Annotated in this window: 17 protein-coding genes and 1 pseudogene; 5 read left to right on the top strand and 13 right to left on the bottom strand. The window is 34.9% G+C overall.

What is annotated here, in order from left to right; translation table 11 throughout:
- Nucleotides 1-403: 403 nt before the first annotated feature.
- The 5 genes from ACK2WO_RS07360 to ACK2WO_RS07340 all read left to right on the top strand — a co-directional run bounded on the left by ACK2WO_RS07360 (nt 404) and on the right by ACK2WO_RS07340 (nt 4,867).
- Nucleotides 404-583: a hypothetical protein gene (locus ACK2WO_RS07360; protein ID WP_414697257.1), complete on the top strand. Its 180-nt coding sequence runs from the start codon at nt 404-406 to the stop codon at nt 581-583.
- Nucleotides 549-890: a hypothetical protein gene (locus ACK2WO_RS07355; protein WP_414697256.1), complete on the top strand. Its 342-nt coding sequence runs from the start codon at nt 549-551 to the stop codon at nt 888-890. The genes ACK2WO_RS07360 and ACK2WO_RS07355 overlap by 35 nt, the downstream gene beginning before the upstream one ends.
- The gene (locus ACK2WO_RS07350; RefSeq protein ID WP_414697255.1) at nt 883-2,004 is read left to right on the top strand and encodes a DUF2800 domain-containing protein; all 1,122 of its coding nucleotides are present in this window, start codon (nt 883-885) and stop codon (nt 2,002-2,004) included. The genes ACK2WO_RS07355 and ACK2WO_RS07350 overlap by 8 nt, the downstream gene beginning before the upstream one ends.
- Nucleotides 2,005-2,019: 15 nt before the next feature.
- A complete protein-coding gene (locus ACK2WO_RS07345) occupies nt 2,020-2,583 on the top strand; it encodes a DUF2815 family protein (protein ID WP_414697254.1) in 564 nt (187 codons plus the stop codon).
- Nucleotides 2,584-2,878: 295 nt separating this feature from the next.
- Nucleotides 2,879-4,867 carry a DNA polymerase gene (locus ACK2WO_RS07340; RefSeq protein ID WP_414697253.1) on the top strand — a complete coding sequence of 663 codons (1,989 nt, stop codon included), beginning with the start codon at nt 2,879-2,881 and terminating at the stop codon, nt 4,865-4,867.
- A gap of 60 nt (nt 4,868-4,927) precedes the next feature.
- Here ACK2WO_RS07340 and ACK2WO_RS07335 read toward each other — a convergent pair whose 3' ends face one another.
- The 13 genes and pseudogenes from ACK2WO_RS07335 to ACK2WO_RS07275 all read right to left on the bottom strand — a co-directional run.
- Nucleotides 4,928-5,524 carry a hypothetical protein gene (locus ACK2WO_RS07335; RefSeq protein ID WP_414697252.1) on the bottom strand — a complete coding sequence of 199 codons (597 nt, stop codon included), beginning with the start codon at nt 5,522-5,524 and terminating at the stop codon, nt 4,928-4,930.
- Between the two features lie 392 nt (nt 5,525-5,916).
- On the bottom strand, nt 5,917-7,836 hold the full coding sequence (locus ACK2WO_RS07330) for a hypothetical protein (protein WP_414697251.1): 1,920 nt from the start codon (nt 7,834-7,836) through the stop codon (nt 5,917-5,919).
- A gap of 15 nt (nt 7,837-7,851) precedes the next feature.
- Entirely contained in the window at nt 7,852-8,334 is a 483-nt protein-coding gene (locus tag ACK2WO_RS07325) for a restriction endonuclease subunit S (protein ID WP_414697250.1), read from the bottom strand.
- A 68-nt stretch (nt 8,335-8,402) separates the two neighbouring features.
- A complete protein-coding gene (gene xerA, locus ACK2WO_RS07320) occupies nt 8,403-9,368 on the bottom strand; it encodes a site-specific tyrosine recombinase/integron integrase (RefSeq protein WP_414697249.1) in 966 nt (321 codons plus the stop codon).
- Between the two features lie 58 nt (nt 9,369-9,426).
- A complete protein-coding gene (locus ACK2WO_RS07315; protein WP_414697248.1) occupies nt 9,427-12,342 on the bottom strand; it encodes a type I restriction endonuclease subunit R in 2,916 nt (971 codons plus the stop codon).
- Between the two features lie 2 nt (nt 12,343-12,344).
- On the bottom strand, nt 12,345-13,472 hold the full coding sequence (locus ACK2WO_RS07310; protein WP_414697247.1) for a restriction endonuclease subunit S: 1,128 nt from the start codon (nt 13,470-13,472) through the stop codon (nt 12,345-12,347).
- A complete protein-coding gene (locus ACK2WO_RS07305) occupies nt 13,472-14,050 on the bottom strand; it encodes a restriction endonuclease subunit S (protein WP_414697246.1) in 579 nt (192 codons plus the stop codon). The genes ACK2WO_RS07310 and ACK2WO_RS07305 overlap by 1 nt, the downstream gene beginning before the upstream one ends.
- Nucleotides 14,040-15,533 (bottom strand): type I restriction-modification system subunit M, encoded by a 1,494-nt coding sequence (locus ACK2WO_RS07300; RefSeq protein ID WP_414697245.1) that lies wholly within the window; start codon nt 15,531-15,533, stop codon nt 14,040-14,042. Before ACK2WO_RS07300 ends, ACK2WO_RS07305 begins: the two co-directional genes overlap by 11 nt.
- Entirely contained in the window at nt 15,526-17,943 is a 2,418-nt protein-coding gene (locus tag ACK2WO_RS07295; RefSeq protein WP_414697244.1) for an N-6 DNA methylase, read from the bottom strand. The genes ACK2WO_RS07300 and ACK2WO_RS07295 overlap by 8 nt, the downstream gene beginning before the upstream one ends.
- Nucleotides 17,944-17,951: 8 nt before the next feature.
- The gene (locus ACK2WO_RS07290) at nt 17,952-18,938 is read right to left on the bottom strand and encodes an HNH endonuclease (protein WP_414697243.1); all 987 of its coding nucleotides are present in this window, start codon (nt 18,936-18,938) and stop codon (nt 17,952-17,954) included.
- A gap of 12 nt (nt 18,939-18,950) precedes the next feature.
- Nucleotides 18,951-20,582 carry a restriction endonuclease subunit S gene (locus ACK2WO_RS07285; RefSeq protein ID WP_414697242.1) on the bottom strand — a complete coding sequence of 544 codons (1,632 nt, stop codon included), beginning with the start codon at nt 20,580-20,582 and terminating at the stop codon, nt 18,951-18,953.
- Between the two features lie 192 nt (nt 20,583-20,774).
- Complete coding sequence (locus ACK2WO_RS07280; RefSeq protein ID WP_414697241.1) at nt 20,775-22,880, bottom strand: DNA/RNA helicase domain-containing protein; 2,106 nt, start codon at nt 22,878-22,880, stop codon at nt 20,775-20,777.
- A gap of 244 nt (nt 22,881-23,124) precedes the next feature.
- A pseudogene (locus ACK2WO_RS07275) lies at nt 23,125-25,038 on the bottom strand (DEAD/DEAH box helicase family protein); the annotation flags it as partial.
- Nucleotides 25,039-25,173: the final 135 nt, after the last annotated feature.

The raw sequence follows: 25,173 nt of genomic DNA, 5'->3' as shown, positions 1-25,173 counted from the left end.
GCCCTGAATGAATTATCTAAAATCGAATCAGAGGAACAATTTTGAATGAATTCATACTTTCCCATTATCTTCACCCGCCTTTCGTTAAAAGATAGAAGATTTCCTTCTTCATCTTCCTAAGGGGATTCCCTTTGTCGGATTCCGGGATTTTTATGAAAAATTTCAAAAAAAATATGTCAGACCTAATCGCTTCCTTATATAAAGCAAAAATGGTCTGACATTTTTATTACAAAATTCCGGAATTAGATATCTAAATTTCCCTTAGTAAGTTAGAAGGAGAAAAACACTCGGTTTCCTAAAAAAATTTTTAAAAAAACTTTTCGAAAAAACCGGAATTTGCTTCTTCAAATCCCCTTAGTAAGTTAGAAAGGCACAAAGCCAATCGGAAAGAGAGGTTAAGACAATGACTATCACAAAAGATCTTGCCAGTGCTACAAACGATACAGATGAAGAACTTATCGATACACTCATCGCTATTAGTGTTGTAGCAAAAAAACTGGCAGCCAAACTAAGACAAACATCAGAAAACGAAAGAGAGGTTCAATCAAATGAGCAAAATGTCAAATCTAGATCAGATTCTTGATGAAATGATTACAGCCGGACAGAAAATGATTGAAGCAGCAAACGCCCTAAGAGATGTATTCTCTAATACGTCAGAAGCTGAAAAGCCTGAACCTGAGGAAATCGTTAAAAAGGATGACCTCAAAAATGAAGAAAAGAAATACTCTTTCCAGGAAGTACGTGGAATCATGGCAACACTTGCTGGCAAAGGAAAGAAAGCTGAAGCAAAAGCACTTTTAACTAAGTTCGGAGCTAACCGTCTTAGCGAAGTAAAAGAAAATGACTACACTGCTTTAGTAGCTGCAGCTGAGGAACTCATCAATGGCTAAGCATGCATTTCTTTCAGCATCTGCTTCGCACCGATGGATCAATTGTCCACCATCTGCAAAGCTATGCGAAGGAATCAAAGATGAATCCTCAACATACGCTCAAGAAGGCACTGATTGCCATGAACTATGTGCCTACTTAGTAGAAAAAGCTCTAGGACTAAATGTAGAAGATCCAACAGAAAACTTAACTTATTACAATACTGAAATGCAAAGCTGTGCGGAAGAATACACCAACTATGTACTCGAGCAATATGAAAAATCAAAAGAATACTGCAGTGATCCGATGGTTTTCATCGAACAGCGCTTAGATTTCTCTCGCTGGGTCGAAAATGGATTCGGTACTGGTGACTGCGTCATCATCGCTGACGAAATGTTACATATCATTGACTATAAACACGGTCTTGGAGTCCTCGTTGAAAGTGAAGGAAATTCACAGATGATGTGCTATGCATTAGGTGCATTGGAGGCTTTCGAGGACTTATACGATGTAAATAAGATCGAAATGACTATTTTCCAGCCGCGTCGTAACAATGTATCTTCTAGCACAATCACAAAAGAAGATCTTCTTACCTGGGCAGATGAGATATTAAAGCCTACTGCTGCTCTTGCATACGAAGGAAAAGGTGAATTCAAAGCAGGTGATCATTGCCAGTTTTGTAAAGTTAAAGCCACTTGTAGAAAACGTGCTGAGACAAATCTTGAGCTTGCAAAATACGACTTTGAAATGCCAGCGACCTTAGATGATTTTGAAATTGCTGCGATTCTTCCACGAATTGATCAGCTAATCAGCTGGGGAAATGACATCAAAGATTATGCGCTAACCCAAGCACAAACGGGTACGCACTTTGAAGGTTATAAAGTTGTAGAAGGTAGAAGTACTCGCAAATATATCGATGAGGCTGCTGTTGCAGATACAGTAACAAAAGCCGGATACGATCCATATGAAAAGAAGCTACTTGGTATTACTGCCATGAGCTCACTTCTTGGTAAAAAGCAATTTGAAGAATTATTAGGTGGACTTATCTTTAAGTCACAAGGTAAACCAACGCTTGTTCCTGAATCGGATAAAAGACCGGCCATGAACACTGCAATAGATGATTTTAATGACAATTAATAGGAGGAAAAAATTATGTCTAGAATTGTAAACCCAACTAAAGTTATTACAGGAGTAAACACAAGATGGTCTTATGCTAATGTGTGGGATCCAAAGTCAATCAACGGTGGAACACCAAAATACAGCGTATCTCTTATTATTCCAAAAAGTGATACCGTAACTGTGAATAAAATCAAAGCCGCTATCCAGGCTGCTTACGAAGAAGGTCAGTCAAAATTAAAAGGAAACGCAAAAGTATGTCCTGCGCTTGATGTAATCAAAACACCTCTTCGCGATGGCGATAAGGAAAGACCTGGAGATGAAGCTTATGCTAACAGCTACTTCATTAACGCTAACTCTGCTACTGCTCCAGGTATTGTGGATGCAGATCGTCAGCCTATCTTAGAACGTTCCGAAGTATATAGCGGTGTATACGGTAGAGCATCTATCAACCTTTATGCTTTTAACTCCAACGGGAATCGTGGAATTGCCTGCGGACTTAACAATTTGCAGAAGATTCGCGACGGTGAGCCACTTGGAGGTAAATCAAGAGCTGAAGATGATTTTGCTACTGAAGAAGATGACGATTTCCTTAGTTAACAACAATACTAATCAAGCTGGCAGTGGCATAGCTGCTGCCAGTTATTTATGAAAAGCGAGGTAATAAAATGACAAACTATGAACAACTAATGCTATATACATGTTTCGGTGCGATGATAGGATGGCTTATTCCAAGTCTAGTATTTATTATTACGGATCTTATCCGTTTCGTAAAAAAGAAAGTCAAATTACATCGTGAAAAGAAACAGTTAGAGTCAACTGAAAAAGCTGATTATAAATAAAAAAATGTGGCAGGGAATAGACTCTCTGCCACTTGTTTTATTAGGAGGTTCTCATGATAATTCATGAAATATCAATAGACTTAGAAACCTATAGTGATATAGATATAAAGAAAAGTGGCGTATACAAATACGCAGAATCAGATGATTTTGAAATACTACTATTTGCAATATCCATCGATGGCGGTCCTGTTACAGTTTATGATCTTGCATCAGGAGATGTCCTTCCAGACATTATCATCGATGCACTAGTTGATGAGAATGTAATCAAATGGGCTTTCAATGCTGTATTTGAGAGAATCTGCATCTCTTACTGGCTTCAGAAAAACTACCCAGATAAGTTCAAAGGATACGGTCCAGACACAGATACAACTAGTAATTACCTAAATCCGGTATCCTGGCGCTGTACAATGATCTGGAGCGCTTATATGGGATTGCCACTATCCTTAGAAGGTGTTGGTTCTGTGCTCGACCTTAAGGACCAGAAAATGAAAGAAGGTAAAGACTTGATCCGCTACTTCTGTGTCCCTTGCAAGCCAACAAAGACTAATGGTGGCAGAACAAGAAATCTTCCTTATCACGCGCATGATAAATGGGATACTTTTAAATTGTATAATAAAAGGGACGTAGAAGTGGAAATGGGAATCAAAGACAAACTACACAAATTTCCTGTACCAGATTTTATCTGGGATGAATATCATATGGATCAGCAAATTAATGACAGAGGTATTCTAATTGACATGCAGCTTGTAGAAAATGCAATTGCTTTTGATGAGCGTTCAAAAGCTGATATCTCATCACAAATGAAGGTCTTAACAAGTCTCGAAAATCCAAATAGCGTTGTACAGATGAAATCGTGGTTATCAAATCATGGAATTAAAACAAACACACTCGGTAAGAAAGCTGTCGCTGAGCTTATTAAAGATGCTCCAGATGATCTGACTCATGTGTTGTCACTTCGTCAACAGCTAGCCAAAAGCTCTGTAAAAAAATATCAGGCAATGCAAAATGCAGCTTGCAACGACCATCGTGCAAGAGGCATGTTCCAATTTTATGGTGCGAATAGAACTGGGCGCTGGGCAGGACGATTAATCCAATTGCAAAATCTGCCACAAAACCATATGAAGGACCTTACTGAAGCTAGAGAACTTGTTCGTCAAGGCGACTATGAATCACTAGAATTGTTGTATGATGATATACCTGATACACTCTCGCAGCTTATCCGTACTGCTTTTATTGCAAAGCCTGGTTATACTTTCTACGTTGCAGACTTTGCCGCAATAGAAGCTCGAGTAATTGCTACAATAGCAAACGAAAAATGGCGTCAGGATGCATTTGGCAATGGTAAAGACATCTATTGTGAATCAGCATCTAAAATGTTTCATTGTCCTGTCGAAAAACATGGAATAAATGGACATCTCCGTCAGAAAGGTAAGATCGCAGAATTGGCATTAGGATATGGTGGTTCAGTTGGTGCTCTAAAAGCTATGGGAGCTCTGGATATGGGACTTACAGAAGAAGAACTTCAACCACTTGTTGATGCATGGCGTGCTTCAAATCCTAATATTGTATCTCTTTGGTGGGACGTGGATAATGCTGTAAAGAACGCAATAAAAATGCACACAAGTACAGAGACTCACGGTATCAAATTTACCTGGCGTAGTGGTATGCTTTTCATCACTCTCCCTTCTGGACGTAAGCTAACATACGTTAAACCTCGCATTGGAGAGAATAAATTCGGAGGTGAATCGGTTACTTATGAAGGTATCGGATCCACGAAGAAATGGGAACGCCTCGAAAGTTACGGTCCAAAATTTGTGGAAAATATCGTGCAAGCCATCAGCCGAGATCTACTTATGAATGCAATAAAAAATCTACCTGGTTTCCTGATTGCAGGACATGTACATGACGAACTTCTCATTGAATGCAAAGAAGAAATTTCACTCGAAGATGTGTGCATGGCAATGGCACATAACCCAGAATGGTTTCCTGACATCTTACTTCGAGCAGACGGTTATATGACAAAATTTTATAAAAAGGATTAAATGCAAATAGCAGCATCGGTAGAATCTCCATACCAATGCTGCTATTATTATTTTTACATTTTAATTTCTAAATTTCTCATTATAGATTTTAAGAGCTGTCTTTTGAGTTTTCTCAATAAAAACGTATCCTTGTGTTTTACCTTTTCCAAGATCAATTTTTTCCAAGATTTCTTTCTTTTGAAAACCCTCCGAAAGTAAGCGGATTATTTTAGCCATGCTAGAATCTTGTTTTTCGAGTTCTTCGATAAGAAGTTCGAAAATCATCATTAAAAGTGCATTATCCTCATTTTCTGTTGTCCCTGTTGGATCAAATCCGTTACCATCTTCATCGTCGATATCTTCTAAAAACTTGTCTAATGAAAGATCATCTGATAATTCTTCCTCTTTATGTTTTAAAAATCTTTCAACTTCTTCATTAAAAAATTTCATGTATACGTCAATAAGCCCTATCTTATTAGGGATAAATGCAACTGGAACCCTTTTCCCGTTGGGAAATTTCCATGTTTCAACATTTTTATAATCAAGCCCCATTGGTTTTAATGTAACTTTCATTTCTTTTGTTAGAACAACTGGAACAAGCTCTTCATCAGCTTCTAGTGATTTGTTATTAAATGATTTTCTGTTACTAAAGTTTCTGTAAAATTCGTTCTTAGCCATATGCTATTTCCTCCTGTGATTGACGCGGAGGAAACCGCATTGCTATATTTGTCGAAAAAAGATATTTCGTGACCACACATCATATGGATTCCTCCGTTTGATTTACGTGGTCAACAAGTCCTACTCTTGTCGACATCACTAAGTTGTATGATATTGATGAAGTTAGGAAATCCCTTGATCAGAGGGACGACATCAATACCCTTTGTGAGGCTTTATGCTTCACTACATTCAATATAATTCACTTCAGCAATTAAAAACACGAATCCGGACTTCCTGTTTTAATGACTATTTGGCTGAAAAAAAGCAAAAAAAATAGGCCTCATAGCAAAATTAATTGCTATAAAGCCTTATTTCCTGGAGGAACTCCGAGTTCCTGATTTAATAAAATATTTTTAAACATCTCGTTTTCTATTGTCCGGCAGTTGTTGCTTTATGCCAAAATCAGATAAAGTATCATTCCAAGAGGTTAGATTCTCATCTGTATGATTATCTATGAGAAATCTATATACCATATGTTCCTCTGTAGCCTTCAGTGAATAGCCCGCTTTATCTATTAACGAATAGCAATACTCCGGTTTTAAATTCAATCCAATGCATAATGCAAGAACCGTAGGTAATTGAATATTCTTATCCATTCTATGATAATCACCAACAGCACGAACACTTAGTCCAGATCTTTGAGCAAGTTGCTCCTCTGTAATACCTCGTCTTTTCATGTGATATTCTAAGCACTCATAAAATTCCATTCCTGCAATGTCCTTTTGGATTTTTATAGACTCCTTCAATAGAGCCTTCGATTTTCTTATCTCTTCAGCACGTTCTACAACATTCTGATTATTTTTATAATCTTTATCGTATGTTGCTTCCACAATATTATCCGATTTTATATCTCTACATAGGAAGCAAACTCTATAATAAGAATCATCATATTTACTACTAACACGGATCTTCCTATCAAATACTAGACAACACTCATCCACATGTTCTAATGCATAATCAGTTAAAATTGGTATACCATCTTTACTTCTAGTAACATATTTCTCGTCGTTAATGCAATACATACCATTTGCATAGATAATCGATCCTGAATGCGCTAACTCACCTAACTCTTGATTAAAAGTAGTCTCAATTACAGCGCTTTTTACATCAATGATAAAAGTCTGATTCTTTTTCAGACTGCCTATCTTAAACGAATATGGTGGGTAGTATTTACCATCCAAATATACACAGGTTCCTTCTACGAAATCAAAACCAAGTTCCACAAGTCGAATCTTTGCTGATACAACTGATACATCAAAAAAATCAGCAAGTGATTGGATCGCAAATTCTGCAATAATAGCTGATCGAGTGGCAGGGTAAGCACGCCTAGTATTAGATAAAATTTCTTTAAATTTTACCTTTGTCATTTCTGCTGGCATCAATATATGTGGAGTAAGTGCATTCGCTTGCCATTCCATCCATTTTAATGCATCATTAATTCCTTTTGTTTCAGATCCATACTCTTCAACTACTTCACAGCTAATATGGCTAATCTCATTATTTAACAATCTTTGTAGCTCAAAAAAATTGCTATGTCTATCCCAATGCACACATTCATGAACCACAGTGTTATTCATTGAACCGACATTTCTCATAAAATATATACCTGGATTAACCAAAATTGTTCCAGCTTCAATATGTTCTCTACGAACATTCTTCTTGTTGATATCGCAAATCTCTACATCCGCATCAGTGAAATAAGTTTTTCCAAAAATATTATCCTCTAGAGGTGCATATTTAATTTCCAGACACATATTCTCTAAAAGTTCTTCCATCTTAATAGGCATTGGCGTTTTAAGTGCCTTTTTATAATACTTTTCCAAAAATTTAGTAGCCTCTGCATCTAAATTCTTTGCATATAAATATGGCACTAGAAACTTGCTCAAAGAGTCTTCTTCATTAAATCTGTCTTTACTATATAAATCAACGCCTCTGATAGTAACCAAATTCAATCCAGCTAACAAATAACCTGTAAAATCGACAGTAAACCATACTGATTGTTGATCTGCTTCATAATCACGAGTTCCAATGCCTTTTAAAATAACGTCGGCTTGAACTGATGCGCTGAAATTTAAAAGATTCCCTTCGTCCTGGTGAAAGCAAACACTTTTCACATGGATATCATCCAATTCAATGTAAGACATATCAAGTACAACGTACGAATACACACCTAGAGAATTCTTGTGCTCTTTCATATATGTCTTGATTGCTTCAAATATATTATTGTAGTAATTTTTCTCGAGATAGGTCTCAAAATTATTAATTTTTTGCAATCTTGCTTCCTCCTTTTATTTTGATTTATCGCTCTGTCTTTGAAGATCAATAAAGTCTCTTTGTTGCTCATCCGATGGTATTGGTATCATTAAATCGTTAATATGTTCATTTCTAAGATTATTAATATTACTACCTTGTGCCAAATCAGAAATAGTATTTCTATATGCATCTGTTCTCATATATCCAGCAATATATTCTGAATATAATTTTCCTATCGGACGAATTAATTTGCAAAACGCACCAAAGGTATACTCCATATCCGGCATACATAAAGCTGCTTTACCAACATGTTCAAGGCTTCCACTTGATGCACAGATCAATATATCGCCTTCACGTATAATCTGATCATCTGATACTCTTCCTTCTGATACAAACTGCACGTCTTCAAAATTCAGTACATTATTCGCGATATTGTTAGCTCGCAATAATGTAACAAAGCCTTCTTTAAGACCCTCGCTCAGATCCTTTGGTTTATATGAAACACCACGAACTTGCAAAATATAATCTCCAAGCTTCTCTCTGTTACACTTCTTAAACATCTCGATAAATTGCGATTAAATTTTTCTTACCCAATATACTTTCTGTGAGATTCCTTAACATTGTTCTGATTCACCATCGCGTATTGAAGTGTTGTATCGATACTTTGATGTCCCAATAACTGTTGAACTTGCTCTATAGGCATACCTTTATCAATCGCTGTAGTGGCTAAGGTTCTACGGAATTTGTGCGGATGAACCTTATGTAAATTAAGTCTTGTTCCTAATTCACGAAGTCGAATTTCAACCCCGCTTATTAGTAATCGATTATGAGGTTTTTGCAAAGACACAAATAATGCTTCATTATTATCTGATCTACTACTCAAATACTTTTGTAGATGCAGCTTAGTACGTGCATCAAAATAAACCTTTCTTTGCTTGTTTCCTTTTCCTAATACAATACATTCTCTATTTTGAAAATCTATATCAGACTTATTCAGTTTAACTAATTCTCCAACTCGCATACCTGTTGACGCGAGTAAATCAATAATTGCTAAATCTCTTATTCCATCACATTCATCACGCATTATTTCAAGCGCTTCGTCAGTATAAGTTTCTTTTACAGTTTTACAAGTTTTTACTTTATGAATTCTCCTAACAGGACTTTTTACTATATAATCTTCGTCTTCTAACCATGCATAAAAACTAGATAAAATCCTTCTGATATTATCGATAGTTACTTTACTTATGTTATTTTCCTCTTGATATTGGTCAAGATAAATGCGCAAGTCATCTGTCTCAATAGATGTTATTTCTTTCTTTATTTTACCTATTGCATTTCGAATTGTAGATTCATAATATTTAACTGTTTTTCCGGAACATCCTTCTACTCTTTTTGCGGCTAAAAATAACTGTAATAAATCCTTTTCATTATCTTTTTGTTGCTCTGTACTGATGAGGCAGCTTTCCAACACTTGGTGTAGCTGCCCCATTTGTTCCATACTTAAATGTGCTTGCATCTTTTCTTCAATTTGTTTTATTAATGATACTTTCATATTGGTCTCCTTCGTACCAACATCCTGCTCCACTAATAAATTGATTTAAACGACAGTATTAATAATACTGTTCTATATAGCTATAAGCTTTGTCAAATACTTCTTTGTCTTTGATTTTATATTTAATCCAAATTACACTTCTTAGTGCTTTCTTAACTTCATTTTTTCCTGTTGTAGTCTTTTGCCAACCATCAAATCTTACAATTTTTACGATGTCATCAATATCGGTAACAATTCTTTCTACAATAACAGGTGTTTTATCTGTTTTTAATCCGTTAAATAATTCTGTAAGGGCCGCTTTACCACGATCTATTTCTTCCTCAGGTACAACTTCTTTTTCAGCACTTGCAGCCTCTCTTGCAAGTTCTAACAATAATTTAAGGAATTCAATGCTGGTAATTAATCCCTGTTCATGCTTATCGCGCAATTCTTCTAGCTTTTCACCAAGTTTTTTGAATTTAGGATCCTTACTATGCTTTTGAATTTTAGCAACAAGATCAATTTCAACTTTCATAGTTGTCTTCTTGATGTCTTTCTGTTTTGAGATAAACTCATCTATAAGAGCTGCATCCAAAGTAAGAATATCAACATCATCATGCACTTCACCAACTTCAATGTGTTGATGGACTAATTCCAGTGTTTTAGGACCAAGTGCAGCCCACACTAACTGTCCTCTGTTATCAGTTGGTTTTACTGATTCATATACTTTACTAAGCCATACGTAATCATATTTAAATGGTTCCAGAAATGGATCTGGAGATAAAGCATTCCATGCTCTGTTAAGAACACGATAATCCGCAGCAAATTCATCTTTTACTTTGTTGTTCGGTAAACATTCTTGTGCTGCCAGCAATCCTTCCCAGCCTTCAATAGTACGATCTACTCCCATAAAGTAACTTAAGCATTTACGCATTAAAGCTGGAACCTGTTTTTTTACTTCCTCAATATTTGTAACAACTTTTTTCATTCCGGCTTCATCAAAATTAAGCGCCTTAGCAACATTATCAAAGATACCTATATAATCTACAATAAGTCCGCTAGTTTTTCCTTCGTCATATGTACGATTAACTCTACATATAGCCTGAAGTAAATTATGGTCTTTCATTGGCTTATCCAAATACATTACTTGAAGAATTGGAGCATCAAATCCTGTAAGAAGCTTATTTGTGACAATAACAAATTTTAATGGGCTATTTGGTTCTCTGAAACGATCAAGAACTTTAGCTTCTTCATCACGATTTCTTTTATATTTTTTATAACGTCCAGCCTTATCATCACCTGTAGTCATTACGATTGTTGACTGCTCAGGAGGTACAAGCTTATCTAACTCTTCCTTATATAATAAACAGCATTCACGGTCATAAACAACAATTTGAGCTTTATATCCATTCGGCTCAATCTTTGTTTGGTAATGCTTAACAATATGCTCTACAACCTTTTTGATACGTTTTTTATCATACATGATAGAACGCATTGTAACATTTTTCGAAAGTTCTGCTCTATCCTCATCTGATAAACCTTCTGTCAATTCTTCAAATTCTTTGTTAAGAGCATCCTTATCGACATGAAGATCAATTGGTACGGGCTCAAAATTAAGTGGTAATGTTGCTTTATCCCTAATAGAATCTGAGAAAGAATACTTACTCAAATATCCACTCTTGTCTTCAAGCGCTCCAAATGTTTTGAATGTATTTTTATCTAAACGATTAATAGGTGTTCCTGTTAAACCAAAGAAGAATGCATTAGGAAGCGCTCGACGCATCTTTTCTCCTAGATCTCCTTCTTGAGTTCTGTGTGCTTCATCTACCATGATGATGATATTGTCTCTCATATTTAACGCTTTTTCTACATCACCAAAACGATAAATGGTTGTAATTGCAATCTTACGCATATCCTGTTCAAAGAAGTTCATTAAATCTTCTTTTGATGATAATGACTGTAAATTAGGAATATCTGCTGCATTAAAATCACCAGTTATTTGTGTTTCTAAATCTATACGGTCATCAACAATTACAACTGTTGGGTTCTGTAATTCTGGCATCATACGAAGTTTCTGAGCTGCAAATAACATAAGTAATGATTTACCCGAACCCTGGAAATGCCATATAAGACCTTGTTTAGGATAACCAGATTTTACACGTTCAACCATAAGATTTGCTGCTTCATATTGCTGATATCTACAGATAACTTTGATTTTACGATGCTTTTTATCTGTAGAAAATAGCGTGAAGAATTGCATAATATCCATTACTTTTTCCGGAGTAATCATATCTGTGATGCTTATTTTTACATCAGCAAGATTACCTTCAGACCTGTGATCTGGTGTGTGCCAAGGGCCCCACTTTGTAAGAGGCATATTTATAGATCCATAGCGGAAACATTTGCCTTCAGATGCAAAATTAAATACATTTGGAACAAACATTTCTGGAACCGATTTTTCATAATCACTAATATCCTGAGCTCCGTCAAGCCAAGAAATAGCATTACGAACTGGAGTCTTAAGTTCTCCAATAGCTACAGGAAAACCATTTACTAATAAGACGACATCAAAACGCTTACCATTCTCAACAGTAGGGTATACCCACTGATTTGTTACCACATATTCATTTTGAGCAAGTGATTCTTTTGTAATGGTTCCAAAGTATTTAATAGGTATTGATCTTCCATCTTTTCCAAATGGAAATGAATTTTCTTCAAATAACTTTTTCTTAAACGCTTCGTTTTGTGCAACCAAATTATCACTAGGGAAGGGTTGCAACATTGCACGTAGTTTGTAAATGACTTCATCAGCTCTTGCTGGATCTTCTGCAATCTCAGGATTTAAACGAATTAACGCATCTTTTACCATAGGTTCAACAATAACATCTGTATAATCTCTTGGTAATTCCTCGGCTGGAATGTACTTCCAGCCATTTTTCTTTAAGGTATCGATAAACAATTTTTCTACTGTATTATCTTCGTTAAACTGTGACATTTTTACTCCTTTCCTTCAGATACAAGATTTTCTGCTATTATCTTTTTACTTAATGCATCTAAATTTTTAATTGATTCTTGTAAAGCAAATTTTGATTTATCGCTACGTCTAACAAATACATCAAACTCCTCCATTAATTCATACGGAGCATTCGGAACTGACATTTCAGCAAACTGTCCTAATTGTATTGATGGATAACCTGCATCTTTAATTAAACTTTGAACACCTGTAACTATAAAGAATATTTTTATATAATTCGAAGGTACATTTTTATTAGGTTTTATACATGCAAGATGAGAAACAACATACGCTTCTTCTTTCAAAACATAAACATGTCCTGAATTACATGACATGCCGCTTTTAGCAACGAGAATTGTTCCTGTTTCGTGTATTTTAAGTTTTTTCTTTCCTGCTATTTCAGGTGATACTAGATTACAATTATATTCCTCATACTGATGTAATTTTAAGCCTTCTAAATTACCAGCTTTAATAAATGGAGTTCCTTCTTCAGAAAATTCATCTTCTTTAGGGGAACTTTGTCCTGCACTTATCTTCGCAATTTTATCTAATCGAATGGTATCATAGTTGCCAAACATCTCGATAAATTGCGATTTCACCAATTCATCAATGGATTTTATCATTTTTTTATAGGTTTCTTTAGTTTCATATATAGACCACAACACCTTTGCAAGCTTTCTTTGTTCAGAAAGACTTGGCAAATCAAATTTTAATTCTTTTAAATCTCTCCAGTTAATTGTAGGGGATAAAGAACCTACTGATATTTTTATTGCTGCGTCTAAAAAGTAATCCGATTTTATAAAAAGCGGAAAGAAATCTTTATCAATCACATCTTCATTAGGCCTTAAAACCATGCCATGAGCCGAAAAAATACCATCAAAGGGAGCAATTGCCACTTTCTTTTGATAAGCTCTTCTCTTTCCAAATAAGACATCGCCTTTTTTCATTAGTAATTTTTCACCTTTTGGTGCCACATCAGAACCATAACGTGTAACATATATGCTATCTGGATCTAGATGCTCCAACCCTAAGTACGTGTATTTATCTTCTTCAACCGGTTTTTTCTTTGCGGTACTGTTAATTGCAATATCTTGAAATCTATATGTCGCCATTAAGCACACCTCCTAATAAATTGTGAATTGCACTTAAATCGACTTATTACTGGCCCGATAAATTGCGATTTCACCAATTCATCTATTTCATTAATCAATTTTTTATATGCATTTTTTGTTTCGTTTATAGCCCATAATGTATTTGCCAACTGTATTTGTTTGCCATGTTCAGGTAAAACGAACTCATATCTTTTTAAGTGCTCCCATTTTACTCTTGGAGACAAGGATCCTGCAGACTTTCCTACAGCATAATCAAATAAATAATCATTCTGAATTACAAATGGTAACAGTTTTGGGTATATTTTATCTTCCTTTGGTCGAATTACCGTTATATCTCCTGAACATATGCCAGAAAACGGTGCGTATGCTGCTTTTTTTAAATAGGCTCTTCTCCTACCAAATAAGACATCACCTTTAGCAAACTCTTTTGTGAATGTATTATTTGTATCTTCACTCCAATTACTAAGCGTTACATCAGAAGGAGTTAGATGTTCTAAACCAACTATCCTGCAGCCGCTTTTATCACCTTTGTTATTTGATTTTACTTCTTCCGTAACATCAGCTAATTTAACAATCATTGTTGTCTCCACCTCCAATCATTTTATTAATTATTTCAAAATGTTCTTGTGCTTGTTCAGACATTATTTTCCAATCATCAAAACATTCTTGTACACTTCTCTCATCTACTTGCTCTTCACTTTTATTACTCTGAATATAAAGAGGTATACTTAATGAAAAATCATTTTTTTCAATATCTTTTATTGTTACCTTCACAGCAATATTATTATCAGTTTCATATTTATCGTACGCATCCGCAATTTTTTTAATATGTGACTCTTCAAGGTAACTCTGAGCATTTTTACGAGTCACTTCATTAACCGCATTAATAAATAAAACTTGTCCCTTCCTATCATTGGACTTTGTTGTTCTACATACTATGATGCATGCTTCCATAGGAGAGTTATAGAATAAATTAGGGCCTAGTCCAATTACGCATTCCACTAAATCAGATCTAACTAATTTTTCTCTCATATCTTTTTCTTCATTTCTGAATAAAACTCCATGAGGATACAATATTGCACATCTACCTGTTTTTTCATCTAGGCTTTTTAAAATGTGCTGGAAGAATGCATAGTCAGCTCTTCCTTGAGGAGGCGTTCCTAAAAAATTACGCCCGTATTTATCTGATTCAAAAGCAGTTCTATCCCATTGACTAATGGAATAAGGTGGATTAGCTAGAATCAAATCAAACTGCTTCAGTTTTGAATTGTCTGTAAAAGCAGGTGTCTTTAACGTATCAGCATTGACAATATTAAAGTCCTGTACTCCATGAAGAAGAAGATTCATTCTGGCAATCGCTGATGTAAGAGTTACAATCTCTTGTCCATAGATTGAAAGGTTTCTCCATTCCTTATTATGATGTTTTAAGTACGCTACTGCTGAAATAAGCATACCTGCACTTCCACAAGTAGGGTCATAGATTGATTCTCCTGGTTGTGGTTTTAACATTTCAGTCATCAAATTCACAACTGTTCTATTTGTATAAAACTCCTGTGCTGTATGACCACTGTCATCTGCAAATTTCTTGATAAGATATTCATATCCTTGTCCAAGTTCATCTGCTGGGCAGTTTTCTATACTAAGAGTTTTTGAGCTGAAATGCTCCATTAAATCTTTTAATAATCTATCTGGTAAACGGTTTTTATTTGTCCATGATGCATCTCCGAAAATACCTTGTAATTTTTCAGGATTTGCTGCTTCTATTTTATGGAAGGCTTCTGTTATAGCCTTACCTACATCTTGAGAAACATTTCTTACATCATTCCAATGTGCACCGTCAGGAATTTTAAATTGGTGACTTTCGTCCCATTCTAGAGCTTCTTCACCAAACTCTTCTCTTGCTTTTACACATTCTTCGTCGTATACGTCACTTAAACGTTTGAAAAATAATAGTGGAAAAATATACTGCTTATAAGCTCCAGCATCCACGTGGGTACGAAGCAATACTGCAGATCCCCAGAGATATTTTTCCAGTTCATCAATCGTAATTTTTTTACTCATTTACGTACCCTCCTTCAATCAATAATGCTTTCATCTTAGCTTCAGCTTTCTTCACATTTTCTAATGCTTCAAAATACTGCGCTCTTACAACTTCTGGTGGAATAATTTCTTGTTTCTTTTTCTCTATATAAGTATTAACAGCAAGTGTGTTTCCTGCCTCATCTAACTCGTCGATTGTTACGATCTTGCATTTTTCAACTTCATCTTTGTAGTCCTGATATAATTTAAATACTTCTTCAATATCTTTCTCTGACATCTCATTTTGAGCACGTTTTGGTGTATAGATATTTGTAGCATCAATTAAGCAAACCTTTCCTTTGTGTTCAGGTTTTTTATGATTGTTCAAGAATATGATGCAGGCTGATACTCCAGTACCATAGAATACTCCTCCTGCAAGAGCTACAACAGCTTCAATCAAATCACTTTTTATTAACTGTTCTCTAATATCGCCTTCTTTACCACCGTGGAATAAAACACCCTGTGGCAATACCACTGCTAATTTTCCTTCTGTTGGTTTCATAGATTTGATCATATGTTGTAACCATGCATAATCGGCGTTAGAGTCAGATGGACATCCCCACATGTTTCTTCCATATTTATCAGATTCAAAACTATCTGCTCCCCATTTTTCTTGACCAAATGGAGGATTTGCTAAAACACAATTAAACTTCATAAGCTGGTTATGTTCGATAAATTTTGGATTTCTCAATGTATCTCCTTGAGCAACCTTAAAATCACTTGCACCATGTAAGAATAAGTTCATTCTGGCAATCGCTGATGTTGATAAATTATTCTCCTGGCCATAAATCTTTCCGTATGTCATTTGACGATTATTGATGTGTCTGATTGCTTCAATCAACATACCACCAGTTCCACAAGCAGGGTCATATACTGTATCTCCTGGCTTCGGATCAAGAAGCATTACCATCAATTTAACAATTGTTCTTGGAGTATAATATTCCCCCGCATTCTTCTTCGATAGATCCGCAAACTTTTTGATTAGGTATTCATAAGCATCGCCCATAACGTCTGCGCTATAGTTTTTATTTCCAACCTTAAGGCTAGACATATGTTCAATCAAGTTTTTAAGACGTTCATCGTTAAGTTTTGACTTATCTGTCCATGTTACGCCATCGAAACTTGAGAATACACCGCTAAGTGTTTCTGGATTCGCTCTCTCGATACCGTTCATAGCTTTTACAATACTTAATCCTACGTTCTCACTTGTATTTCTAATATCAATCCAATGACAACCATCTGGAATCACAAAACTATGATTCTCATCAAATGCTGCAAACTCTTCATCGCCACCTGATTCATCTAATGCTTGCTGTGTTTCTTCATCATACACGTCGCTCACTCTCTTTAAGAACAAGATAGGAGTGACATAATCTTTGAATTCATCCTGGTTGATTGGACCTCTTAAAATGTTACATGCTTCATATAGATGGGCAAATAACTGTTTCTTTTTCGTTTCTTCTATTTCTGTTTCAGATTCTTTTAATTCCTGATCTGCAACTTTTGAAGCTGACTGAATCATTTTTTCACGTCCTCCTGTCTTTACTTTTTTCTTTTCTGAGCGCTTAATACTTACACTCATATCTTCTCTTTTTTTCTCCATGATAGGAGGATATTTATTTTCAAACAGAATCAATAACTGCATAAGATTCTGGTCTAAGAATGTTAATACATGTTTTCTAATATCTGTTGGTATACCATAATACGCCTCAGCTATACCTCCACAAATTGCAGCAATTGTGTCACTGTCTCCACCGATTGATATTGCATTTCGAATTGCATCTTCAAATCCTGTAGATTCAAAAAATGCTTGTAACGCCTGTGGAACTGTACCTTGACAACTTTCATCAAATTTATATGTATCCCTAATTTCATCAAGAGAGAAATTCATTGGATAATATTTTTCGTTAATATAATCTCTTATTTCTAAAATGCTGCTACCAGATTTTGCCATATAAATAGCAACCGCTATAGCTTCTGCTCCTTTTATTCCTTCTGGATGATTATGTGATACTTCCGTAATCATCTTAGAAAGCTCTTTTGCTTCATCTAATGAGTTTGCCGCAAAACCTGCCGCACTCACTCTCATAGCTGCGCCGTTCCCATAACTATTGTATGGTTTTGGATCACTTGAAAAAATCCAATCTTTAAATGCTGTTCCATATCCACAATTCGGATAATTTCTCCCAACACGCTGCATGCATTCAATTGCATTTTCTGAAAGATCACTATGGTCTTTTTTGCTTACCATGATTGCCTGTGCAATCGCAAGACTCATAATGCTATCATCTGTTGGAAAGCACTTATATGTAAGGAACTCAAAGTCCTTGTCTTTATGATTATTCCATTCAAAACGTGACCCTACAATGTCACCGATAATTGCTCCTAACATTTATTCACCTACTTATAATAATTTAATAACTGTTCGAAAGTTAAATCTAATCCTACATTTCTAAGCGCTGCAATTCTTTCGTTATACAATTTTTGCAACACAGTTTTTTTATCCTCTAATCTTCCGTAATGAAGTAAATTATGACAATGGCTACAAAGTGAAACGATGTTTTCCATCGCATCAACTGAATATTTAAAATCACGATATTTACTAATCGGAATCAAATGATGAGGTTCTGTATATCCTTTTCCGTTTTTACGAAGGAACACTCTATCACTTTCATCGAACTCACATTTATACTCCGCATGGGCCAGCGCATCGGCTGCCACTTTAGGGTCTCTCTTTGGCTTTTCTCGACCTGTTGATTGTGATTTAGTCATTGCCTGTTTTTCTTTTTTTCCTGGCCATTCCGGTTTGTCGCCAGAACTACTATCAACCAAACTATCTATTTCGTCTTTTTCAAGCTGGTCATATTCAGATTCCTTTTCATCTACAATATCGGATAATGCAGCTTTTAGCATTTTGATAGTATTTTCATCTGACTGCAGTTTTATTGCATTTTCCAGTAAATAAACAGCTTGCTCATCATCGATTGAACACATATATTGCTGTTTTCCTGTTCCTTTAACTGTAAAAGCACTGCCTTCCTTATAGTGGTCAGCAAGCCACTGTTTATGATTTGTTACCTGAAGCGGAACGTCCATATCATAGTATTCTGTATCAATTCGATATCCATCATTATCCCAGGATATGGTTGTATTTGCGTCAGCAAGTTCTTTAGGTTGCTTTCCATCTTTACAATCAGCTTTTGCAATACTTACAGCCATTATTTTTCCATTTGAATTATGCAGGATAAAATCACCTTTTTTTACATTGGTCATCATTGTATATCCAGCATTTTTCTTACCGTTTTTTGTTAACTTAGGCGACCAAACATAGCCTCCGGATCTTTCTTCATCAAATGTCTCACCCTGATACACATAATAAACACTCATGATAAAATCCTCCTATATTCTTTCTTGAAGTTCTGACAATACTGAACCCCATCTACTTTCCGCTTCTTGAATTGCTTTTTTGTATACTTCAAGTTCTTTTGTATAAGTTTCTGCTATTTGCTTCTGCTCTTCGATTGATGGAAGTGGAATTTCAATATTGTTCAATTCCCTATAACTGATATTCATTACTGAAGTTCCTTGCTGTCTTGTGATAAGCATTTTTCTTCCAAGAGGACTATCTAAGAACAGCTTAAGATATGTTGTTGAAAGGCTCTCATCCGATGCTCTAATAACAATGACATTAGATGATGCAATACATGGATAAGATTGCTTTTCAAAAATAGCTACTCTTATTACTGTCCCTCTCGCAGGGATTAGCAAATCTCCATCCTCTAATATATATTTTTCAACTTTGCGCTCTTCCTCTTCCAAATAATCAAGGCTTGAATAGTCGACTTCGTATTCACCAATATTTGAAATATTTACAACACCTATATTTCCTGTAGGATCTTTACGACTTACTGCTTTACCTCTAAATATAGTTGCAACGGTTCCAAGTTCTTGCTTCTTAACATTTGATTCCTGGAATTTAATCCAATCTTCATCCTGTGACTCAAAAATTCGATCTACATTCCAATCACCTGTATCTACAAGTTCATCTTCATATACAAAAGTATCATCCTGAACGATCAGTTTGTTAATTTCTCTTTTACGCTGATTTTCTGAATCTGCCACATATCTTTTAACAGTAACTTCATCTGTTCGTCCAGTTGTTATTGTTAATAAGAATGTCTTAACACCAGTATTTTCAAATATCCCTGTAGGAAGCTCCGCAAGTTCCTTTAAACAATACATTGATTGAAGAAATTCACGTAGTTCTTTCACTCTTCCACCACCATATGTAATCTTCGCTGGTAAAACAATAGATAAGATACCTTCACTTTTTAAGTGTAATGCAAGATTTTCTGCTGCAATCATGTCATATTCTCGACAGATGAAAGGGGAAAGCTCGTCTGCTTTATCTCTGATACCGAATACCGGTACGGCTAAGATAAGATCGAACTTCTCAGATGTAAACTCATATGCGTAGATACTTGTCTGTTTAACATCTACCTTATCATTGCCAGCAAACATCTCTACTAAAACCTTAAAATAGAAAGAATCCATCGTTGTTAATGTAAAATGCACATCTTCATGCGACTTTACGATTCTTTCTAAACATGGAGAGAACTTTTCGGCTTCTGGAATTAATACATCCTGAACTTTTGCTGTGAAATTATTTTCCATCACATCAATAAGCGCTTCTGGAACTCTAAACTTACTTCGGCGATCTATACATTCCATAATATCTACCCAAGTTACTTCTTCTAAATTCCCAATATTTCTATACACATCGAAAAATTGTTTTTCGTCTGAGAAAGGATTGTCGATGCCAAATTCATTAGCCACCTCCAACATAAGCTCGTATACTTCTTCATCATTCAATTTGCGAGGTTCAAAATTATCATCAACTGATTCCTTTTCCAACTCTAACGTCTTTTTTAAAACTGCCAGTGTTCTTTGTTGCTGTACTGGTGTGTTATTTCCTCTTACTGCAGTGAAGTAAGAATATATTTTATTGATTGTGCTATCGCTGTTTTTCATAACATCATCTCCTTGGTAATGTTCTACTTGTAACATTGTAACGATAGTATATCATGTAGGTTGTTACTCGTCAATAGTATTTGGTATTTTAATACCAAAATATTAAAATCGATAAAAAAGAGGCTCATCTACATATGATGAAACCTCTTCAAAATCACATATCTACCAATATTATATGTTTCAAACTTGTTTTTATAATTTGTCCATTCCCATATTTACAAAATAATCATATGTCTCGTCAAGCATTTTATCCTTTGGTATAAGAATAATCATTTCCCTACGTGCTCTAGTTAACAAGACTCTGTAATTATTCTCAACAATGGTATCCACATCATTATAATGTTTTTCTTGCTTAGCCTTAGCATATTTGTATCCTCTAGCTATCCACTTATCCCCTTGACGGATATAATCACCACCAAACAAAACAATCGGACAATCTATCTCTAGTCCCTGGTTTCCATAAACAGAGCATGCCTTCTCTAATTTTTTGCACTCACCTGTAAACCATCGACCATACTCACCATTATGAACTTCATTGTATCCCTTATAACCAATACTCCATCCGGGCATCACTTTACGAACAACACTCTGCTCAGCAAAGTTAGAAATCATAATTCCATATTTCCATTTTGAGCAATTTACATCAATACGCTCTACATGCTCCTTAACTTTATCGAAATCGCGAGTGACATAAATCCTCATAGATGTTTTTTGCAATTTATCAAGTTCTTTATTAACATTGTTTACCGTGCCATAGCATCTGCTGATAGCTTGCTCAACCCACTTACTACAGTCAATAAAATCAGCTCTTAATGAAACTGGTAAAAACATATCGTTATCAACAATCTTTCTTTTTCCTATTTCACTAATCTGTGATGCTAGCTCTTCCGGCGTAATCACGTACCAATCATCATGTTTTTTAAGAGCTTTATCCCACAATGAAATTCCTTCTTCTTCACCCTTATAAATCACTTGCCCATTTCCATACAAACCTATAATAACAGCACATTCTCTATGTTTATATATTTTTTCTCCAACTCTAAACAAACCTTCTGGTTCAGAATAATCTTTCCCAAGCTGATTTTCATCCCATGCTCTTTGCGCTTCATCAAAAATAAGAATAGACTGCTCAGGAACTGCTGTATTTTTATAAAAGAAAGCCTTTTTGAAGTTCACCATAGCTTGAATGGCATTTTCCGACATATGCTTATTATTTCCGATCTTATCAATCTGATACTGAAGCACCTCAACAAGTGGTCCATTTCCAGAAAGATATACCGCATTTGCTTTTCCATTTTTATTTTCTTCGTAAACAACACTCTGCCCAACAGCGGTCTTCCCAGCTCCTGGTACACCGTTTATAAGAATAAGAATTTTCTTCTTTTTCTTTTTCGCGCCATTTATGTACCAAAGTACTTTGCTTAGACATTTTTCGTTAACATCCGAAATATATGGAATTTTCCCTTCGCGATACATGATTTCAATCGCCTTAAGCATATCAGGCATTTCAGTCTTTGAAGAAGAAAGCCATTCTTCGATGAATGAGCACAACATTTCTCCATTAAGTTCTTCTTCTATAACCTCGCAAAAATTTTCTGTAGAGAGAATATCAACATCTCTTAGCTTACCAGCTTTTGCATCTTTGTTCGTACAAATCAGATAGCTTTTAACATCTAGTTTTTTATCTATAGTTACTTTATGGTGATTCATCAGCCATTCTTTATATCTAATGGCCTGTGCTACATCATTCCTGTCATCATCATCCTGAGGCGCTTTTTTTCGTTTAAATTCTAAAGAAATAACCTTTGTATCAGTAAGTAATAAAACATCTGGTCTTTCATGAACTGTCCCAGGCAAACTATATTCAAAAATCAACTCATATTCTTTATCTTTTGCAGGCAAATCGACAAGCGTTTCTGCGACAAACTCAAAACAATCCATCCACGCTAATTCCTGACTTTTACTTACAGTATCATTTACGTGTGATGCATTTTCTTCTGTCATCACTTCATTAACATAATCACGAAGGATACTCACCCATGTTTCTAATTGCGTTCTATCAGCTTGTATAATATCTTTTATTTTCAACTTGAAAGCATAATCTATTATTGACAGATTTTCATTTATATCTTTCACGACAGCACGAGTTTCTTTATTATTAGGACCATGCCATATTTTACGAACAGGATTCCACCATATCCTAGCTGCTTTCATTTTACTTCTTATTGCTGTATCTGGTATATTACCATCAAAATTTATTTCAATTTCATTATTCGATGTTATAGAGTACGTTTTCATTATAATTCACCCCAACTCTTTCTTTATACTCTCTAACGATACTTACTTTTTAACGTTTGCTCACAAGTAGCTATCGTTACAAAATATAAAAATTCAGTTACTACTTCTTCTATATTAACAATAGACCAATATTCAAATAAATATACGGGATTTTGTTTTTAAGATATTTTTAGAAAATCGCCTTATTACGGGCTTTGTACGCAGAACACATTATCGTGAGTTGTATCAAACTTAAAATCCACACGTCATTATATATATCGACAACAAAAATAAATCTGACTTCTCCTTTTACAAGTCTATCCTTAGCAGTTTTTCTCTCTTCATCAGGAGATTTTCCTGTTAAATACATTGAAGGAATTCCTCTTTCATTGAAAAACTCACTCATAAACTTAGCGTGCTCTATAGATACACAGAATCCTATCCCCTTAACTTCATCTATATCAGCTACATATTTAAATATTGAGTTTACAACTAAATTAGCTCTTTTTTCGGCTATCTTTCTATCCAAAGCATAAACATTAGATAATTCGTGTTTGTCGTATCCACCTGCACTCCACTTCAAATCATCTAAATCTACATTATCTGTAACTCCAAAATATTGGAATGGACAAAGTAGCTTTCTATCAATTGCTTCTGGAAGTCTAATTTCTGCAGCAATTCTATTATCAAAGTATTTTAAAATACTCTTTCCATCCATTCTCTCTGGAGTTGCAGTAAGTCCAAGAAGAATATTTGGCTCATAGTATGTCAATAAACTCTGATATGTAGGCGCTGCTGCATGGTGAAACTCATCGACAATTATATAGTCATAAAAATCTTTATCTGTTTTCTCTATAAATTTCTGAGAATTAAATGTCTGAATAGATATGAATAAATTATCCAAACTATCTGGTTTGTAGTTACCAACAAACATATCTCCAAAGTTTGCATCTTTCAATACAGCCCTAAATGTGTACATACTCTGTTTTAAAATTTCTTCTCTATGTGCTACAAATAGAAGCCTACAAGGTTTATCTGGATTCTCTTTTCTAAACCTTTTATAGTCTAGTGCAGATATTACAGTTTTTCCAGTACCTGTAGCTGCAACAACCAAGTTTTTGAAATGTCCTCTGACTTTTCTCTCTGCATCAAGTTTATCCAAAATTTCTTGCTGATATGAATACGGTGCAATATCCATAGTATACATCTCTTCATTATTAGACTCATAATACTTCTCAGCTTTTAAAGCTCTTGCTAATTTTTCCTTTTCTTCCTCTTTATAGTATTCAAATTCACTAGAGTTCCAATAACTTTCAAATGTAGCTTCTATTTTTGATATTGTTTCAGGTAAATCCTTTTGAGTTACCTTAACATTCCACTCTAATCCGCTTGATAATGCAGCATTTGATATGTTTGATGATCCTACATAGGCAGTTGTAAATCCTGTGTTTCTGTAAAATACATAGGTCTTTGCATGAAGCCTAGTTCTTTTTGTATCGTAGCTTATCTTTATTTTAGTGTTTTTAAGTTTTCTAAGCTCTTCAATAGCTTTAATATCAGTTGCTCCCATATATGATGTAGTGATAATTCTAAGCTCTCCACCTCTATCAGTGAAGTTTCTTAAATCTTCAATTATTAACCTCAATCCACTCCATCTTATAAAAGATACAAGCATATCTATCCTATCACTAGATGCTATTTCTTTTTTAAGCTCAGTAAACATCTGTGGCTCATGAACTGCTCCTGTAAATAAGCTACTTTGAGCAATTGAAGTTTCTGGCCTAGTTATTTTCTTGTTGCCATCTAGTGAAAGTATTGTATTTTTCTTGTCGTAAAGTGCAAGTAACTGCTCTCCATCATCGGTTACAGACATTTTTTCATAATCTTCGTCATTAGTTTCTTCTTTTATTATATTCACTATTTTATTTATTAAAGATATTTGCTTTAATCGAGCATTTTTCTCTTTTTCGTCTTTTTTACCTTTTGTAGCTTTTTCTTCCTCTTCTTTTACAATATCTAATCCTTTTTCTACTATTTCAGATACGTATTTTGCGAATACTTTTGATGATTCTGCATAATCTACACTTTCTTTTTCTATGTGTTTTTCTATATTTTTGTCTATTAGCTCTTGATTTATTTCTTCATTTATTATTTGTTCATAGATACCATTTTTAAGCATGATTTTTCTCCTTTTGATTATTAACTTTATTGTATCATTTTAATCATTCGCGATCAATCATCACTATATTTCAAAATACTAAGATTTACAAAAAAAGGCTGACACTTTCGTACCAACCTTTTTCAAAAACTTACT

The sequence above is a fragment of the Peptacetobacter sp. AB845 genome (genome assembly GCF_047528295.1).
GTDB lineage: Bacteria > Bacillota > Clostridia > Peptostreptococcales > Peptostreptococcaceae > Peptacetobacter.
This window is presented reverse-complemented; position numbering and strand designations above follow the sequence as displayed.

Coding starts and splice junctions, on each gene's coding strand:
- ACK2WO_RS07360 (WP_414697257.1), top strand. CDS start 404: ATGACTATCACAAAAGATCTTGCCAGTGCTACAAACGATACAGATGAA.
- ACK2WO_RS07350 (WP_414697255.1), top strand. CDS start 883: ATGGCTAAGCATGCATTTCTTTCAGCATCTGCTTCGCACCGATGGATC.
- ACK2WO_RS07305 (WP_414697246.1), bottom strand. CDS start 14,050: ATGATTGTTAAATTAGCTGATGTTACGGAAGAAGTAAAATCAAATAAC.
- ACK2WO_RS07295 (WP_414697244.1), bottom strand. CDS start 17,943: ATGTTAGGAGCAATTATCGGTGACATTGTAGGGTCACGTTTTGAATGG.
- ACK2WO_RS07280 (WP_414697241.1), bottom strand. CDS start 22,880: ATGAAAACGTACTCTATAACATCGAATAATGAAATTGAAATAAATTTT.
- ACK2WO_RS07290 (WP_414697243.1), bottom strand. CDS start 18,938: ATGAGTGTTTATTATGTGTATCAGGGTGAGACATTTGATGAAGAAAGA.
- ACK2WO_RS07285 (WP_414697242.1), bottom strand. CDS start 20,582: ATGAAAAACAGCGATAGCACAATCAATAAAATATATTCTTACTTCACT.
- ACK2WO_RS07300 (WP_414697245.1), bottom strand. CDS start 15,533: ATGAGTAAAAAAATTACGATTGATGAACTGGAAAAATATCTCTGGGGA.
- ACK2WO_RS07335 (WP_414697252.1), bottom strand. CDS start 5,524: ATGGCTAAGAACGAATTTTACAGAAACTTTAGTAACAGAAAATCATTT.
- ACK2WO_RS07340 (WP_414697253.1), top strand. CDS start 2,879: ATGATAATTCATGAAATATCAATAGACTTAGAAACCTATAGTGATATA.
- ACK2WO_RS07315 (WP_414697248.1), bottom strand. CDS start 12,342: ATGTCACAGTTTAACGAAGATAATACAGTAGAAAAATTGTTTATCGAT.
- ACK2WO_RS07310 (WP_414697247.1), bottom strand. CDS start 13,472: ATGGCGACATATAGATTTCAAGATATTGCAATTAACAGTACCGCAAAG.
- ACK2WO_RS07345 (WP_414697254.1), top strand. CDS start 2,020: ATGTCTAGAATTGTAAACCCAACTAAAGTTATTACAGGAGTAAACACA.
- ACK2WO_RS07355 (WP_414697256.1), top strand. CDS start 549: ATGAGCAAAATGTCAAATCTAGATCAGATTCTTGATGAAATGATTACA.
- xerA (WP_414697249.1), bottom strand. CDS start 9,368: ATGAAAGTATCATTAATAAAACAAATTGAAGAAAAGATGCAAGCACAT.